16 protein-coding genes and 1 pseudogene are annotated in these 17,268 nt (G+C 35.1%); 5 read left to right on the top strand and 12 right to left on the bottom strand.

Features of this window, described 5'->3' with window-relative positions:
* Nucleotides 1–15: 15 nt before the first annotated feature.
* The 4 genes from Q0947_RS08385 to Q0947_RS08370 all read right to left on the bottom strand — a co-directional run bounded on the left by Q0947_RS08385 (nucleotide 16) and on the right by Q0947_RS08370 (nucleotide 3,335).
* Nucleotides 16–1,437 (bottom strand): HD domain-containing protein, encoded by a 1,422-nt coding sequence (locus Q0947_RS08385; protein WP_299395493.1) that lies wholly within the window; start codon nucleotides 1,435–1,437, stop codon nucleotides 16–18.
* Nucleotides 1,438–1,539: 102 nt separating this feature from the next.
* Nucleotides 1,540–1,914, bottom strand: a complete 375-nt coding sequence (locus tag Q0947_RS08380; protein ID WP_299395490.1) for a GxxExxY protein — start codon at nucleotides 1,912–1,914, stop codon at nucleotides 1,540–1,542.
* Nucleotides 1,915–1,945: 31 nt separating this feature from the next.
* On the bottom strand, nucleotides 1,946–2,503 hold the full coding sequence (locus Q0947_RS08375; protein ID WP_299395487.1) for an L-threonylcarbamoyladenylate synthase: 558 nt from the start codon (nucleotides 2,501–2,503) through the stop codon (nucleotides 1,946–1,948).
* Nucleotides 2,504–2,558: 55 nt separating this feature from the next.
* Nucleotides 2,559–3,335 carry a glycosyltransferase family 2 protein gene (locus tag Q0947_RS08370; RefSeq protein ID WP_299395483.1) on the bottom strand — a complete coding sequence of 259 codons (777 nt, stop codon included), beginning with the start codon at nucleotides 3,333–3,335 and terminating at the stop codon, nucleotides 2,559–2,561.
* Between the two features lie 42 nt (nucleotides 3,336–3,377).
* On the opposite strand from Q0947_RS08370, the gene Q0947_RS08365 reads away from it, so the two are divergent.
* Complete coding sequence (locus Q0947_RS08365) at nucleotides 3,378–4,202, top strand: glycosyltransferase family 2 protein (protein WP_299395480.1); 825 nt, start codon at nucleotides 3,378–3,380, stop codon at nucleotides 4,200–4,202.
* A 36-nt stretch (nucleotides 4,203–4,238) separates the two neighbouring features.
* On the opposite strand, the gene Q0947_RS08360 is transcribed toward Q0947_RS08365, so the two are convergent.
* Both Q0947_RS08360 and Q0947_RS08355 read right to left on the bottom strand, forming a co-directional pair.
* Nucleotides 4,239–5,342, bottom strand: a complete 1,104-nt coding sequence (locus tag Q0947_RS08360; RefSeq protein WP_299395479.1) for a CDP-glycerol glycerophosphotransferase family protein — start codon at nucleotides 5,340–5,342, stop codon at nucleotides 4,239–4,241.
* A gap of 231 nt (nucleotides 5,343–5,573) precedes the next feature.
* Nucleotides 5,574–6,389, bottom strand: coding sequence for a 2,3,4,5-tetrahydropyridine-2,6-dicarboxylate N-succinyltransferase (locus tag Q0947_RS08355; RefSeq protein WP_299395478.1), 816 nt, complete (start codon nucleotides 6,387–6,389; stop codon nucleotides 5,574–5,576).
* Nucleotides 6,390–6,623: 234 nt separating this feature from the next.
* Here Q0947_RS08355 and ruvX point away from each other — a divergent pair, with 234 nt between their 5' ends.
* The 4 genes and pseudogenes from ruvX (at nucleotide 6,624) to mazG (ending at nucleotide 9,325) form a co-directional block, all read left to right on the top strand.
* Entirely contained in the window at nucleotides 6,624–7,034 is a 411-nt protein-coding gene (gene ruvX, locus Q0947_RS08350) for a Holliday junction resolvase RuvX (protein ID WP_299395475.1), read from the top strand.
* An 80-nt stretch (nucleotides 7,035–7,114) separates the two neighbouring features.
* On the top strand, nucleotides 7,115–7,705 hold the full coding sequence (gene def / locus Q0947_RS08345; RefSeq protein WP_299395472.1) for a peptide deformylase: 591 nt from the start codon (nucleotides 7,115–7,117) through the stop codon (nucleotides 7,703–7,705).
* Nucleotides 7,706–7,773: 68 nt separating this feature from the next.
* Nucleotides 7,774–8,151, top strand: a pseudogene (locus Q0947_RS08340) (DUF5606 domain-containing protein); the annotation flags it as partial.
* A gap of 397 nt (nucleotides 8,152–8,548) precedes the next feature.
* Nucleotides 8,549–9,325 (top strand): nucleoside triphosphate pyrophosphohydrolase, encoded by a 777-nt coding sequence (gene mazG / locus Q0947_RS08335; RefSeq protein ID WP_299395468.1) that lies wholly within the window; start codon nucleotides 8,549–8,551, stop codon nucleotides 9,323–9,325.
* Nucleotides 9,326–9,561: 236 nt separating this feature from the next.
* Here the strand turns inward: mazG and Q0947_RS08330 are convergent, their stop codons facing one another.
* The 6 genes from Q0947_RS08330 to Q0947_RS08305 all read right to left on the bottom strand — a co-directional run bounded on the left by Q0947_RS08330 (nucleotide 9,562) and on the right by Q0947_RS08305 (nucleotide 17,172).
* The gene (locus Q0947_RS08330; protein WP_299395465.1) at nucleotides 9,562–10,611 is read right to left on the bottom strand and encodes a glycosyltransferase family 10; all 1,050 of its coding nucleotides are present in this window, start codon (nucleotides 10,609–10,611) and stop codon (nucleotides 9,562–9,564) included.
* 194 nt (nucleotides 10,612–10,805) lie between these two features.
* On the bottom strand, nucleotides 10,806–12,872 hold the full coding sequence (locus Q0947_RS08325) for a DUF349 domain-containing protein (protein WP_299395461.1): 2,067 nt from the start codon (nucleotides 12,870–12,872) through the stop codon (nucleotides 10,806–10,808).
* Between the two features lie 94 nt (nucleotides 12,873–12,966).
* Nucleotides 12,967–13,722, bottom strand: coding sequence for a shikimate dehydrogenase (locus tag Q0947_RS08320; protein ID WP_299395456.1), 756 nt, complete (start codon nucleotides 13,720–13,722; stop codon nucleotides 12,967–12,969).
* Entirely contained in the window at nucleotides 13,691–14,710 is a 1,020-nt protein-coding gene (locus Q0947_RS08315; RefSeq protein ID WP_299395452.1) for a DUF368 domain-containing protein, read from the bottom strand. Before Q0947_RS08315 ends, Q0947_RS08320 begins: the two co-directional genes overlap by 32 nt.
* On the bottom strand, nucleotides 14,711–15,721 hold the full coding sequence (locus tag Q0947_RS08310; protein WP_299395448.1) for a DUF368 domain-containing protein: 1,011 nt from the start codon (nucleotides 15,719–15,721) through the stop codon (nucleotides 14,711–14,713).
* A 38-nt stretch (nucleotides 15,722–15,759) separates the two neighbouring features.
* Nucleotides 15,760–17,172: a tetratricopeptide repeat protein gene (locus Q0947_RS08305; RefSeq protein WP_299395438.1), complete on the bottom strand. Its 1,413-nt coding sequence runs from the start codon at nucleotides 17,170–17,172 to the stop codon at nucleotides 15,760–15,762.
* Nucleotides 17,173–17,268: the final 96 nt, after the last annotated feature.

The raw sequence follows: 17,268 nt of genomic DNA, 5'->3' as shown, positions 1-17,268 counted from the left end.
TGAAATTTTTACTACTTAACTAATATTTACTGGGGTCAACCCTAAGCGCTTGCCTTCTTCCAACATCAAGTCATACGCTGCTTTATACTCATTTGGAATTTTACCTTCCAGAATTGCTTCCTTTATGGTCTCTTTTATAGTTCCAATTTCCCTTGACGGTTTCAGACCAAAAGCTTCCATAATTTCCTCACCAGACACTGGAGGCTGAAAATTACGGACGTGATCTCGTTCTTCAACTTCTACAATTTTTTCTCTAACGATTTTAAAATTGTTATGGTATTTCTTGAATTTCTTTGGATTTTTAGTGGTGATATCCGCTTCACAAAGCACCATTAAATCATCTACAAAATCACCAGCATCAAAAACCAAGCGTCTTACGGCAGAATCTGTAACATCTTGAGCGAGCACAATTGGTCGAGAACTCATGTAGACCATTTTTTGGACAAATTTCATCTTATCATTCAAAGGCATTTTAAGGCGTTTGAACAATCTATAGACCATTTTTGAGCCTTCCAATTCATGTCCATGAAATGTCCAACCTACTTTTTTACTGAATTTTTTAGTTGGAGCTTTACCAATATCATGTAATAGTGCAGCCCAACGCAACCAAAGATCGTCAGTGTTTTTCGCAATGTTATCTACAACTTCTAAGGTGTGGTAAAAATTATCCTTATGACGTTGTCCTTCCTTTTCATCAATCCCTTTTAGTGCAATCAGTTCTGGAAGAATGTATTCCAATAAACCTGTTTCTTCTAACAGTAAAAAACCGATAGATGGAACGTCGCTTTCAAGAATTTTGTTGAGTTCAACAACAATACGTTCTTTGGTGATAATCTTGATGCGTTCTTTATTCTTAGTAATTGAATCAAGAGAAGCCTTTTCTATAGTAAAATTGAGTTGCGTTGCAAACCGGATGGCGCGCATCATTCGCAACGGATCATCGCTATAAGTAATATCCGGATCTAACGGAGTTCTGATAATTTTAGAATCCAAATCCTTGATGCCATCGAACGGATCCAATAGTTTTCCAAAATTAGCAGCGCTTAAATCTAACGCTAAAGCATTTATCGTAAAATCACGTCTGTTTTGGTCATCCTCCAAAGTGCCATTCTCCACGATGGGATTTCTGCTTTCTTCAGTATAGGATTCCTTACGTGCGCCTACAAACTCTATTTCAATATCCTCATACATCAACATGGCGGTACCATATGTTTTGAAGACTTGAACTTTAGGATGGTTAGGAATGTTTTTGGCTACTTGTTTGGCCAATGCAATGCCGCTTCCAATAGCGACAACATCAATATCTTTATGCTGACCGCGTTTCAATATATGATCGCGAACAAAGCCCCCAATGACGTAGGCATCGATTCCTAATTCTTCTGCAGATTGAGAAATTATTTTGAAAATTGGATGAGTTAATGCTACTTGTAAGTTCATTTTTATTTTGCCACGAATTCACTAATGTTTTTATTTCTAATCTGTAGATTAAACATCGTAATACCGTGAATGTTTTATGTATTCATAAGTGTCTTATACAATTTACAAGACGATTCTTTTATGATCTAATAAGTTTTTATGAAAATTAGCCAAAATAGCTAATTTACAATCTGAAACCTTTAAATAATTAATGCATTGCGACGTATGAGCATCGTTCAAATTTGAAATAGATTTGATTTCTAAAATGATCTTATCAAAAAGAACAAAATCAGCATAAAATTTATGTTTCAAATACACGTTTTTATAGGCTACTTGGTATTCTTTTTCTCTCTCAAATGGAATGTGAAGTTGTGTAAATTCATATTCCAAAGCATCTTTATACACAATTTCAGAAAATCCGCTTCCTAGATTATTATAAACATCAAATAGAACACCAACAATAGCGTAACTTTCGTCCTTATAAAGAATATTTGCCATAATAATTGGTGTATTCGTGGCTAAAATCTAATTAGCGAATAATTTTTATTTTCCCATTGACACTCAACTTAATAATTGACGAGGGTTTGGTACAGATTTTTTCGCGATGCAAATTTACGACATAGTCCACACCTTTTAAAATATGGGGCCCTATTTCTTTGAATGATTTTGGAGTGGGTTCGCCACTCACATTTGCTGAGGTGGAAACAATGGGTTTGCCAAAACGTCTTATAAGCTGAAAGCAGAAATCATCATTCGGGATTCTAATGGCAATCGAATTGTCTTCCGCAATTAAATTGGGAGCTAAATTTCGAGCATCGTCATATACGATGGTCATCGGGTCGTCTGACACATCAAATAAATCATAAGCCACCTTCGGAATTTCCTTTACATATTTGCTCAACATTCTATCATCGGCTACCAAACAAATGAGCGCTTTATTGTCTTCACGCTCTTTGAGTTGAAATACTTTTTTTACGGCTTCGGGATTCGTGGCATCACAGCCAATTCCCCATACGGTATCTGTTGGATACAGGATGAGTCCGCCATCTCTTAAAACCTGTAACGCGTTTGAAATTTCTTTATGCACAACTTGATGTATTTAGTTTATAAACGATAATGAGTGTATTTACAGGAGCCCGTAATCATCGTTTAAGATGACTGTTTTCCTTATTTGAAAGCTCATAAAGCTTTGTGTATTTTAAAAAAGTAATGTTTGCTGTTTGTACACAAATAACAAATCCATTTAAACCATCCAAAAATCCTTGCCTTAGAACATAGGCTTTGAAAAAAGCCCAAAACGGATTTAATAGTATGTTCCAATAGCGGGATCTTTTTCCTAATTGGAAATATGCATTTGCAGCAATAGTTGAAAAATGTTCGGTTTTTAAATTGAACTCAGAATACGATTGATACGTCCAATGTAAAATGTCACCTTTTAAATGACCAACTTTCATGTCAGGACTATTCATAACCACCATATCATGCGGATTAATGCCTTTCCATTCCGCGTAACGTCTATCGAAAACACGTAATTTCTTATTAGGGTACCAGTCGGAATGTTTTATCCATTGTCCGCAAAAATTATTAAACCGATTGCAGTAATAGCCATTTAAGGTCCAATTACTTTTTAACGCTACAATGGATTTTTGAAGTGTTTCCGACAGGGCTTCATCGCCATCCAGCGACACAACATGGTCATAACTCGCTTGCGTGAGTGCGAAGTTTTTCTGTTCGATATAACCTAGAAACGTCTGTTGAATAAACTTCACATTATATTTTGCGCAAATCGACTTCGTATTGTCAGTTGAAAATGAGTCTACCACTACAATTTCATCAACGACACCAACCAAAGACTTTAAACATTTTTCAATTTTCAGTTCTTCATTAAAAGTAATTATAACCCCAGATAGTTTAATCATTTAATTCCTTAGATTTTAACAAAAATACCTAATTTCGCTATAATGGATACATTTAAATCGTCAGTAATCATAAGTACTTATAACCAACCAGAATGGTTAACCAAGGTGCTTTGGGGATATGAACAACAGACCGAGAAAAATTTTGAAATTTTAATTGCGGATGATGGTTCTGGCGAAGCAACAAAACATCTCATCGATTCATTTATCAAGTTTTCTTCATTATCCATACAGCATATTTGGCAGGAAGATGATGGTTTTCAGAAAACAAAAATTTTGAATAAAGCCATTTTGAAAGCGAAGTCCGATTATTTGATATTTACAGATGGCGATTGTATACCTCGAAATGATTTTGTGGCAACTCACTTAAAGCTAAGAAAAGAGCATACATTTTTGTCCGGAGGTTACTTTAAGTTACCAGAAGATATATCGAATAGCATTTCAAAAAATGATATTGAAAACCAAAACTGTTTTAGCCTAGAATGGTTGCAGGAAAAAGGTCTTAAGAAAACTTTTAAATCGAATAAATTAACAGCATCGGGTTTTAAAGCTTGGTTTTTAAACACATTTACGCCAACTAAAGCAACTTTTGATGGAATGAATGTTTCGGGATGGAAAGCTTTAATTTTAAGGGTTAATGGATTTGATGAACGTATGAAATATGGTGGTGAAGACCGAGAAGTAGGTGAACGTTTGATGAATATTGGTGTGAAGTTTAAGCAAATTAGGTATTCGGCCATTTGCGTGCATTTACATCATTCCCGACCTTATAAAGATGAAGAAGCATTAAAGCAGAATCAGCTTATTCGAAAATTTACCAAGAAAAACAACATAAAGGCAACGGATTTTGGAATCAACGCCACAAGTTAATTCCGACAGTTATTCAAACACTCTGTTTTCCTGATTTTACGAATCTTTTTCTAGATGGTATGGTTTATTGTAACTTTTTAAAGTGAAATATCCCAACCGCTTTCTTATTTTATATTTACGAAGAAGATTGAGAGGTTTCCTTTTTAAATGACTTTTATCTTGGTGTAAAAACTTGATACAAGCCTCAATAACACGTTGACTCGATTTGCCATCAAAATAGGGATGAAGATTAAGAATGTAAGCTTCTATTTTATCCATCAACTCTTTAGATGGATTTAAAGCGTTTTTAAAAGCGGATTCAATAGCATTTACTGTATCAACATCGATTAAGAAATCCTCATGGACTTTGTGTTTGAAAGTGACTACAGGCTTTTTTTGAAGCACAAACTCCTGAATTGCCGATGTGGTATCCGCAAAAAGAATATCAGCCTTGAAAAATAAGGGCGTGAGATCGGTAGTGTTGAAAAACGTAAAATTCTCATTTGTGAGTGACTGCCATTTCTTAACAATATGCGCTGGTAATTTGGGATGCAAAACCATAATGAATTTATAGGCATTTGTGTTGGAAAGCCTTTTTATTTCATTAAAGACAGAATCGTCATATGCCAAACTTAAGCGCTCAGTAAATGTTGAAGCAATCATTATGGTTGGAAGAGTAGATGTTGAAATTTCCGATAAGTTCTTCTTTTCTTCAAGTGGAAACATAGGATCTACTTTACTCCAGCCAGTTTCAATAACCTCAAAATATTTCAATTTTTCCGCTAGTCGCTTAAACTCACTCGTCGTACTTGGACCTTGTGTACAATAGAGGTCATAAGTTCCGCGGATTCTAAAATGATAGAATTTCCCATTTCGTAAAGGTCTTTTTTTTGCGAAAAAACCGTGGAAAACTTGAACTTTTAGTCCGGTTATAAAATCGGGAACGTCATCGGAGGCCACTAAAACAATGTCTGGTTTGTAAGCCACAACTTCCTGAATAGTGTTGAGTAAATTCGGATTGTCTCTTAAACCTTCCTTGCCATTATCAGTATCGCTAAACCATTTTACAGTATTTCCGGTGCGCAGAATTTCTTGCTCTAAAGGTGCACCAATTGGAAGCGCGTAACTGTAGGAAATATAAATAAGAAACTTGTAAGTCATATGGTTAGCAGTATAAAAACAATGATGGATTGATAGAAACCCAAGTAAAACGATACTTTACTTTTTTTATTTGGGCGCATTATTAGCCTCTTTTAATCCATCCATATAAAAGAGGTCTTTAATTTTATATAATAGTTTAAAAAACAGGATTATGGTTGAATGGTTTCAAATTAACACTCATAATCCTGTTTTTGTATCTGTTCAATCAATATTAATGATTAAAAGTTTGTTTTAAACTGCTACATTATATTCGCGCAACGCATCATTCAATGATGTTTTCTTATTGGTGCTTTCTTTACGCTTACCAATAATCAAGGCACAAGGCACGTTGTAAGTTCCTGCAGGAAATTCTTTAGCATAACTGCCAGGAATAACAACAGAACGTGCTGGTACAACGCCTTTCATTTCTACCGGCTCGTCACCAGTAACATCAATGATTTTTGTAGAGGCAGTTAAACATACATTCGCACCTAAAACGGCTTCTGATTCCACTCTAACACCTTCAACAACAATACATCTACTGCCAATAAAGGCATTGTCCTCAATAATTACTGGGGCGGCTTGTAAGGGTTCTAAAACGCCACCTATACCAACACCTCCAGATAAATGCACATTTTTCCCAATTTGAGCACAACTTCCAACAGTTGCCCAAGTATCTACCATCGTCCCTTCATCAACATACGCTCCAATATTTACATAACTCGGCATTAAAATGGTGCCTTTGCTAATGTAAGCGCCATGTCTCGATACAGCATGAGGTACCACACGTATCCCTTTATCAGCATAGCCGCGTTTTAATGGAATCTTATCATGAAACTCAAAAATACCGACTTCAAAAGTTTCCATTTTTTGGATAGGAAAGTACAGTACGACCGCTTTTTTCACCCATTCATTTACCTGCCAACCATTATCAGTTGGTTCAGCAACTCTTAAGGTGCCTTCATCAAGTAAATCGATGACACTTCTAATGCTTTCTATTGTAACTTTTTCGGAAAGTAATTCGCGGTTATCCCAAGCTTTCTCTATGTTTTGTCGGAGTTGTTCCATGTCTTAATTTTAATTTACACAAATATAAACCTATAATTCATTTTGGAAAATATTGTAAGGCATTGATTTGTTTCAAATCTATATACATTCAAGGAAAAAGGGAGGTCATAGTGATGGTTTAAATAGACATTTTCTTATGTAATTTAAAAGTAATCACTTCAGTTAGAAATTAAATAATAGTAACTTTGTTGGAAATATAATTTTAATAGGATTCCTGATTTTAAAGAAGGTAGTATGGCAAGAATTTTAGCAATAGATTACGGAACAAAGCGCACTGGTATTGCGGTAACTGATGAACTACAAATCATCGCTTCCGGCCTGACTACTGTTGCAACCAAAGGGCTTTTACCTTTTTTAAAGGACTATATTTCTAAAGAAAAGGTCGAATTGTTTCTTGTTGGGGAGCCAAAACAAATGAATAACGAGGTTTCTGAAAGTGAAGAATCTATTCAATCCTTTCTAACAAAACTTGCTAAAACAATTCCCGAAATTCCAGTTAAACGTGTTGACGAACGGTTTACTTCAAAAATGGCGTTCCAAACCATGATTGACAGCGGACTTAGTAAGGGGCAACGGAAAAATAAAGCTTTGGTAGATGAGATCAGTGCGACCATTATTCTTCAAAGTTATTTGTATAACCAATAGTTGTGGATTAACAATTTTAACTGAAGTTTCTAAAATCCTAAATAAGTATTGTATTTTTGCACTCTTAAAATTAAAGATTAATGATTTTACCTATTGTTGCCTATGGCGACCCAGTTCTAAGAAAGGAAGGCGAAAATATTTCGGCCGATTATCCAAAACTCAAGGAACTCATTGCCAACATGTACGAAACCATGTATGACGCCTATGGTGTTGGATTAGCAGCGCCACAAATTGGGTTGGCTATTCGTTTATTCGTGATAGATACCACACCTTTTTCTGAAGATGAGGATTTAAACAGCGAAGAAAAGGCACAATTGGAAGGTTTTAAACGCACGTTTATCAACGCAGAAATTCTTGAAGAAACTGGAGAGGAATGGGCTTTTAATGAAGGGTGTTTGAGCATTCCGGATGTAAGGGAAGATGTGTTCAGAAAACCGAAAATCAAAATCCAATATCAGGATGAAGATTTTAAGACCCATGTTGAGGAGTTTGAGGGTCTGATTGCAAGAGTGATTCAACATGAGTATGATCATATTGACGGTATCTTATTTACGGATAAGTTATCGACCTTAAAAAAGCGTTTGATTAAAAGTAGATTGAATAATATTTCAAAAGGAAACATCAGCGTCGATTATAAGATGCGTTTTCCAGCTATGAAAAAGAAACGTTAATTTTTTACAATCCTAAAGGCAAAGGCATATATTTGTCTCCGTCAAAATAAAAAAAGCATATAAAGAATATGAGTTTAGATAAGATTTTATCCATTGCAGGGAAACCTGGGCTATATAAAATTGTAACCCAAACACGTAGCGGTTTTGTTGCAGAATCGTTACTTGATAAGAAGCGTATTACGGTAAATATTCACAGTAATGTGAGTGTTTTAAGTGAAATCGCGATGTACACACTAACAGAAGAAGTGCCATTACGCGAAGTTTTCAAAAAGGTTCGTGAAAAGGAAGATGGCAAACAAACGTCTATCAGCCATAAAGACTCTAAAGATAAACTTGAAGAGTATTTCTTTGAAGTATTACCTGATTATGATGAAGATCGTGTGTACCCAAGTGATATCAAAAAGGTTATCCAATGGTATAATATTTTACAATCTAACGATTTGTTGTCTGCTTTAGATAAAGAAGACGAAGATAAATCTACAGCTGCTAAAGTTGAAGAAGCGCAGTCTAAAGCTGCTGCAAAGCCAAATAACGCTGCAAAAAACGTAGGTTCTAAGGCTTCAGCTTCTAAGAAAGGTGGCGCTACTAAGAACACAAGTGCTAGAAAAACTTAATTAAAATTAAGATATCAGAATTAAGAATTAAGACTTGATTCAAAAATAAAAACCCCCACAATTTCTTTTACAGAATGTGGGGGTTTCATTTTATTTCCAATTGTTAATAAATAATGATTTTCAAGGGAAGCAATGAAGCACACTGTTTATCGAAGGGTTTGATTCTTATAAAATTTAGTACACAAGCAGTATCGATTTTCGTAATTTTGAATTTCAGAAAAACAACAACATGACACGCAGACAAGAACAATTACAAGCTTTTGACCGACTTTTAACTACTATGGATGAATTGCGTGAGCAATGTCCGTGGGACAAAAAGCAAACCATGGAATCCCTTCGACATTTAACTATTGAGGAGGTATACGAGTTGGGTGATGCTATTTTGGATAAGGATTTGGATGAGGTTAAAAAGGAATTGGGTGATGTGTTGTTGCATATCGTGTTTTATTCGAGGATTGGTAATGAAACCAATAGTTTTGATATTGCAGATGTTTGTAACAGTATTTGCGATAAATTGGTTGAAAGACATCCGCATATTTACGGCGATGTAAAAGTGGAAAATGAAGAAGATGTCAAACGTAATTGGGAGCAAATTAAGCTGAAGGAGAAAGGGAAAACGAGTGTGTTACAAGGAGTGCCAAAAAGTTTACCAGCCATGGTTAAAGCCAATCGCATACAAGACAAAGTAGCGGGTGTTGGCTTTGATTGGGAACATCCAGAACAAGTTTATGAAAAAGTGGAGGAGGAGCTTGCGGAGTTAAAAGTGGAAGTTGCCAAAGGCGATGCTGATAAAATGGAAAGTGAGCTGGGGGATGTGCTTTTTTCAATCATCAACTATGCGCGGTTTTTAAAAATTAATCCCGAAAATGCCTTAGAAAGAACCAATAAGAAATTCATCAAAAGATTCCAATATTTAGAGGCTAAGTCACGGGAAATCAACGTGCCTTTATCTGAAATGACTTTGGAGGAAATGGATGTGTTTTGGGAGGAAGCAAAAAAAGTTTAGTTTTTTTTGTAAACCGGTAATCCAATAAGAGTTTAAACACGTATATATGATATAATGGAACTTTACTTAGTTTCATAATCATAAGTAGGTAGTCTTAATTATATTTTAAGCGGTATTAATTAAGATTAAAAATTTAGTTTAGTTAGGGGTCAAAATCCTATCTGTTTTCACAGATAGGATTTGATTTTTTATAGAACTTTGGTTTCGTGATTATGGATACTAAAATTGTATCCATTTTATTCTTTATACAATACCGACTTGCCTTTAAAGAGCTCTTTTGTTTTTTGCTTCAATTTAAATAGCGAGTTCTTAATCACGTAATTATACAAATTGTGCCAGTCTTTTGAGGAGTTACATTTGTTTATCGTTACCGTTTCCTTTGGTAGATCTGGATTCATCTGATCACATAAATGAGCCACATAATCAAACATGTTATACTCATGCAGCACCTTCATTTTGGATTCTTTTATTTTAGGCAGTTTATTTTCGAATGTATCTTCCTTAATTATTTTATCTATGATGGCAACAGAGGCATCAAAATTGTGAATATCTATGGATTGAAAAGACTCTTTGTCAAAATAATCAGATAGATTTTTACAGCCATAATAAATAGGAAATGTCTCCGCCAAGAAGCAGTCGGATATTTTTTCTGTCCAATAATAATTTTCAGATGAATTTTCTATTGCGATATGATATTTATAAGGTGCTAAAACGTCCCATTTATCATCGAAACTGTTAAAGCCTTGTCCGAATACATCTAATTGATCGCCATAATAAGCCTTTAATTTTTCAACAAACTCGATTCTCTCAAGATGCCCTTTTGTAAATGCCTTATTGCTTGTGATGACAGAAATTAACTTCTTTTTCTCCGGGGTTTTATTCGTCATTAAATCATCATAGGTCAACGAATATGTGATTTCATTATCCTTTGATTTCTTAAATCCAACAAACCAAGGAAGAATGGCAGGGCCTAATTTTAGATTTTTATGTTTGGTTTCCTCCTGGCAAGAACAAATGGTTCCAAATTGCTTAATGTACCCTTTAGGATAAACTAGAACAGATTTTGGCTCTGTGGTTAGTAATATTGTGTTTTCAGGAGCTACTTTGCAGCTTTCTGAACCTCTCACGCCTTTTCCTTGAACCACCCAAAAATCAGGATCTTCAATGGGCTCATCAATATAGAATTGATAACGACCATCAGAAGAAATTCCTTTTCCATCTTTGGTTTGTCGAAACATTATTTTGCCTAAACTTTCTCGGTATGGCGTGAACTTAACTTTGTACATGGCTGTGGCTTTTCTGAATATTGTGTGCTTTAAATTAAGCGATAGGGTGTGCAAATGTAATTAAAAATACTACTTCTGCCGGATAATTTCTGCTTCAGACGCTTAACTAAAAGGCAGCATAATTGGTGTATCAAAAAAAAAGTCCAATCTTTCAAATTGAAAAATTGGACTTTTTAAATCTAAAAATTAGGTGTTTAATATAACTCCTTCAGTTTCTTGAATTTCTCCTCCCATACTGCTAAATTTTCCTTGTGATTTTCAATGTTGTTCAATACATCTTTTACCAAAGGATTGGATTTGTCAATATTTGAGAAAAATTGAAGGTTATTTTCCAATTGGTTGATTTCCCCACGGACTTCATCAATTTTTTTACGGATAAAGTGGTGTTCATTATCTAACAATCGGGTGTCATCAGGTTGCGATAAATGCTCGAGTTTATTTTCAAACTTGATCATTTCAACTTCTGTTTTATCCAATTTCAAGTTGTTAAATAAACCATCTATCGTTTTGTTGAATTTACCTTCAATAAAACGTTTGTTTTGTGGCACTGGACCAATGGCATTCCACTCTTCTGTTTTCTGTTTAATGGTCTCTAAATCCTGTTCAGGTGTACCACTTAATTGCAATTCTTTTAAGTCTTCAAGTAACTTCGATTTTTTCTCAAAAGCTTCCACTTGGCCTTTATTGGCGGCATTACGCTCTGCATTGAGTTTATCAAAATAGTGGTTGCATGCTGCTTTAAAACGTTTCCAAATTTTATCGCTGTCTTTTCTTGGAACATGACCAATTTCTTTCCACTCATTCTGAATTTTCTTCATCAATGGTGTCACCGTTTCAAAATCGTCGCTATCCTTGTGTTCTTCAGCGGTTTTAATTAAATCCAATTTCTTCTGAAGATTGGTATATTGATCCTTTTTTAAACCTTTATAGAACGAATTTTTCTTTTTATTGAAAGTCCTTACAGCACTTTTAAATTTAGCCCAAGTTGCCTCGTTCACTTTAATAGGCACTTTACCGGCATTGAAAAACTCTGTACGCAATCCTTCAATCACCTTAATTTTATTTTGCCATGCTTGATGAGAACTCACGTCATCTTTGGCAATTTCTTCAATCTTAGCAATAATGGCTTCCTTTTTCACAAGATTTGCTTCATGAGCCTTATCGACATCAGCATAATAAGCTTGACGTTTGTCATGAATTGTTTTAGTCGCGTTGCTAAAACGCTCCCAAATTGCTTCTCTATGTTCTTTGTCTACAGGGCCTAAATCTTCTTTCCACATTTTATGAAGCACCTGTAATTCTCTAAAGGCTCTGTTTGAATTATCATCTTTTGCTAATTCCTCAGCACGGGCGATAATTTTTAACTTCTGATCTAGATTGTGCTTAAAGTCCATATCGCGTAAATCGCGATTAAGATGTAAAAAGTCATAGAAAATCTCCACATGATGGTGGTAGGTATTCCATGCATTATTGTATTTATCTCTTGGGATTGGACCAGCATTACGCCATTCTTCCTGTAAATCCTTAAAATGTTTGTAGGTTGTATTGATGTTTTCTTCAACATTAATAAGGCCTTTGATATCCTCAATAATGCGCAATCTGTTTTCTAAGTTAGATTTAAGATTGGTCTCTAAAGTTTTGTAGTATGCTGTAAGATTATTTTTATAATCTTTATAAAGCGAATTGAATCGTTTTTTTAGCGGACTGGAATAAAAGAAATCGATCTCATTTCCACCTTCGCTTAAGAACTCTTCTTTCTTTTCTTCCAGAATTTCTGAAAACTTAGAATTGAATTCCGTTTTAATCTCATCAACGTGAGATTTTATAGTCTGTACTTTTTTATTGTTTAGTAGGGCTTCAAACTCATCTGCCAACTGCTCCATAGACATGGCGTGATAGTCCTTGTCCTCTAAGGAATGACGCTCAACATTGCCTTCATCTTCTGCATCTTCTGCATTAGATTCTTCAATTTCATCTACGTGGGCATCCTTCTTTTTAGCTGGAGTTTCTTCCGCAGTTGTTGTATTTTCAAATTCACTTGTTACAGATGTATCCGTGTTTTTGGCCTCTTCTGTAGTTTCGGGAGCTTGAGTTGTAGTAGCGCTATCTTCAACAGAATCTGAAGATTCAGTTGTATCTGTTGATTTGGCATTTGCTTCTGATAGGTTTTGGCTCTCAGCAACTGTATCTTCAGTAGTGATAGCCTTGCCTTTTAAATCCTCGTTTCCATCTGCATCATGCAGGTTATCTTTCTCTGACATTTCGTAATGTTTAAAGTTCTTGCTGTTGTAAAAAGTAAATATACTAACAACGCTTTAGATTACAAAAGAGAAACTTGATTTTAGGACATTTAGGCTATCGGTGCCATATTTCCCATGCTTTTTCGGCTTGGTATTCCAACATTTTGGAGCCGTTGCAAATAGTCGCACCTTTAATTTCACCGCAGATTAAAAACTTAGTTTGAATCGGGTTGTAAATCAAATCATAAAGAAGGTGGTTCTGTGTAATTCCGTCATACGGAATGTCAGGGCACTGATTAACGTTAGGGTAGGTGCCAACAGGTGTACAGTTGATAATGAGTGGATGATTTTTAATAATATCTTCAGTCAGATCAGCATAGGTATATTTAGCTTTTGGATTGGAATTTCGAGACACATAATCAAAGTTGATATCTAGATTTTTTAGCGCATATGCAATCGCTTTTGATGCGCCACCCGTACCTAAAATTAGTGCCTTATGATGATGTGGTTTTAAATGAGGTTGAATGGAATTCTGGAAGCCGTAATAATCCGTATTATAACCTTCAATTTCTCCTGAAGCTAAGAATTTGATAGTGTTTACGGCACCAATTTCTGATGCGGTCTGATCAAGTTTGTCTAAATATGGAATAACTTGTTCTTTATAGGGAATCGTGACGTTTAGTCCAAGTAAATCACCTTGGTTAAGAATTTCTGTGAATTTTGAAATATCATCAATATCAAAGTTGACATACGTATTTGAAAGGTTTTCATTTTCAAACTTCTCCGTGAAATAGGCTCTTGAAAATGAATACTCAATATTTTTACCAACAAGTCCAAATTTAGACTTTGACTTTTCTAGTTCTGTGGCCATACCATTCTAAAGCTAAGACAATTGCTATGCCTACAACAATATACGCAATTGCCAAGTAGGTTTCACTATGTAATTCGGGAATAAATCGTTCGTAATTGGAGACTACTTTTTTACCGGTTGAGTCGTAGATGTAACTGCCATCTTGAGCTAATCGATAAATTGTTTTTTTCCATGGCCAAACCACACCTAATGACCCTACAATAAAGCCGATAATAGAGGCGGTGGTAATACTTTTATAGTGCTTAAGAATATAGCTTAATATGTGCGAAAATGTGACCAAACCTGTTACAGATCCCAAAGTGAAAACAACTAATACCTTCAACAAGGTTATACGTTCAGAATTATAGAACACACTGAAATCGCCCTTAATAATTTCATAAAAGGTGTCTGAAAGTGCGTTTACGGAATCCACCAAGAGAAGCACATAGTTCCCTAATAATATCAATATAAATGATCCGGAGAAACCAGGCAATGTCATTCCTGAAACACTGATGATGCCACAGAAAAACACAAAAAAGAGATTGTCATTTTCTCTGGCGGGATCCAAAAAACTAATGCCCACGCCAAGGATAATACCTATAATAAGCGCAATTATAGTTCTATAGTTCCAATCGTTAAAATCTTTGTTGATGTAATAAATTGAGCCGATGATCAATCCGAAGAAAAGACTCCATACATACAGTTCAGCATGGACAAGAAAGTAGTCCAATATTTTAGAAATACTAAAATAGCTGATAATCATTCCAGCGAAGAGCAAGCTTAAAAATCGGCCGTTTATATAATTGAAAAAACTCTTAAAGCGTCCGTTAAAAAGGAGTTTGAAGGCCGTTTTATTGACCTTTTGAAGCGAATAAATGAACTCTTCATAAAATCCTGCAACAAAGGCAACGACACCACCAGAAACACCTGGAACCTTATTTGCAGCACCCATAGCCAAGCCTTTAATGACAAGGAAAAGTCTATCGGTAAAGGTTCTCGTGCTTTGCATTTACGGAGTTTTGGAGCCTACTTTTTCAAGAATGAAGATAGTTAAAAATCCAACAATCATCAATCCAATTGCCATTGTTATTTGTGGATCTATCGCGTTATTAATTTCTGAATAGCGGAAAGGGGATATGCTTTTTTCAGAAATCATTTTAAAGGTCTCAAAATCATTGATTTGACTTTGGTAAACTTCAATGGTGCCAAAATCTGTTATGGTGTCAATTGGTACTGTGGTCCCTGTGGCTTTATCTAAAACGGTTAGTGTTTCCTTCCAAGGCCATATTTTATTCAAGGAGCCAAAGATAAATCCCGTTAGGACTGCTAATGTTGTGTTCTTATAATTATTGAACAACCACTTTAAAATCCGACTAAAACTTAATAAACCAATGACTGCTCCAATGGCAAAAATGGCTATTTTTTTGAAATCAAAATCGTGTAGCGCATCACTTAATGTTTTATACGCCCCTAAAATCACCAAAATAAAGGAACCTGATATTCCAGGTAAAATCATGGCGCAAATCGCTAAAGCTCCCGCAAAGAACAAGAATAACGAACTATCATTATTCGCCATTGAAGGTAGGGTAGTGATGTAAAATGCAGCAAGGGTTCCAAGAATCAAAGCAACGATTGTTCCTAAATTCCAAGTTTTTATCTGTTTGCCGACAAAAAAGATACTTGCAACAATGAGCCCAAAAAAGAAGGACCATATTAAAACTGGGTGGTGCTCAATTAAGTATTTTGCAAGACGCATAAACGACACAAAACTGATCACAATACCTGTCAGAAGTGCTAATAGGAAATTGCCATTAAGTTGTTTCCAAAACGCTGAAAAACCACTTTTTCTTAAGGTTTTTAATAAATCTAAATTGACGCCACTAATTGTGGTAATCAATTCTTCATAAATGCCGGAAATGAAAGCGATTGTGCCTCCAGAAACTCCAGGAACAGCGTCTGCCGCGCCCATTGCTATTCCTTTAAGTGAAATAAATAGGTAATCTGATAAGCGTCTTTGCATTTTTAATTTACATATAAGAGCCGTAAATATATATAAATTTACTTGGAGGTCTTTTTGGAATTTGAAATAATATTGACCACCATTTGATGATCAGCAATTAAAGGAAATAATTCCTGTAGAATAAAATGATAGTCTGCATTAAGCAGTAATCCATTTTTAAGATGGTATTGGGCTTTTTCGTTTTCCAGAAGTGTGAAATAGATGCCTGCTAAACGGTATTCAATTTCAGCTGTTTCTGGATAAAACTCAGCAGCTTGGATAAGGTTTAGAGCAGATGCTTCATGTTCACCTAAACTAATAAGCACATCAGTTCTTGCAAGCCATGTGTCCAATTCATAATTACCTAAATCCAATGTTTTTTTATAACCGCGTTCTGCTTCTTCAATAAAGTTCAAACGGTGATTGATTTGCGCGTAAAGTTTCCAATACTTCACATTATCGGCATCAATATTAATCGCTTTATTGATATAATAGAGCGCTTTATGGTAATCTTTCTTTTTGTTATAAAAACGTGTGATAGAAATCCATCCTTTATCTAACAATGGGTCTTCATGAACAGTTTTGAAGTAATACTGTACAGCCAAGTCATCAGATCCTAATTTTTCATAACAGTTTCCAATTCTCAACAACGCAAAAGAAGTCGGTTCATCTAACGCCAAGGTGACGTTATAATTCTCAATGGCTTCTTCATACTTTTTCATTTTCTCCAACACCTTTCCCTTTTCAAGATAAGCGCCAACAAAAGTATCGTCAGAAATAATGGCGAATTCAAATGCAGATAAGGCTTTTGGATAATCTTTAAGGGTAGAATATTGCTTGCCTAGTTGATGCCAGGCCACTTCGCAATACGGATTTTTATCTAAATAACGATTAAGGAAATCAATCGCTTCCTCATTCAAATCTAAAAATTCGAAACAATAGATAATGTTATACAAAGCAGAATAATCTTCCATGTCAAGATCCAAACACTTAATAAAATAGTCTTTAGCGTTCTCAAATTGATCCATGAAAAGGTATTCCATTCCAATCAGCGCGTATAAATCAGCATCTTCTTCATCAGCATCAGACAATTTTAAGGCGATTTTTAGCGTATCAATGGCTTTTTCGTGCTCATCACGTTTAGATAAAATACTGGCTTTTTGAATGTAGATTTCTTCGTTGGAAGGTTCTAATATGTACAACTCATCCAATAGTTTTTCAGCTTGTGGTAATTTGTCTTCAAGAATGTAAATTTCTACTTGAAAAAGTCTTAAAACAATGGATGAAGGGTGCTGCTCCAGTCCTAATTTGACAGCTTTTTTTGCAAGTGCAATTCGGCCATTTTCAAAATAGAATTGGATGATATTTTCAAACTCAGCAGAATCAAAAAACAACACATTGTTTGTTTTAAGCATCGACTCAAACTTTGTTAGCGAATAATTATTGTCGTCGTCATGTTGACTGAACTCCATAAGCACTTTGTATTGTTCGTTGAAATAAATGTAACGTTATCATTAGAGAAATGTGATTTTTATGCCGAATGTTTTCAACAAATTAATTAACAGCAT

The sequence above is a fragment of the uncultured Gelidibacter sp. genome, assembly GCF_947500795.1.
Classification (GTDB): domain Bacteria; phylum Bacteroidota; class Bacteroidia; order Flavobacteriales; family Flavobacteriaceae; genus Gelidibacter.
The sequence above is the reverse complement of the archived record's forward strand: the minus strand, read 5'-3'. Positions and strand labels throughout refer to the sequence as shown.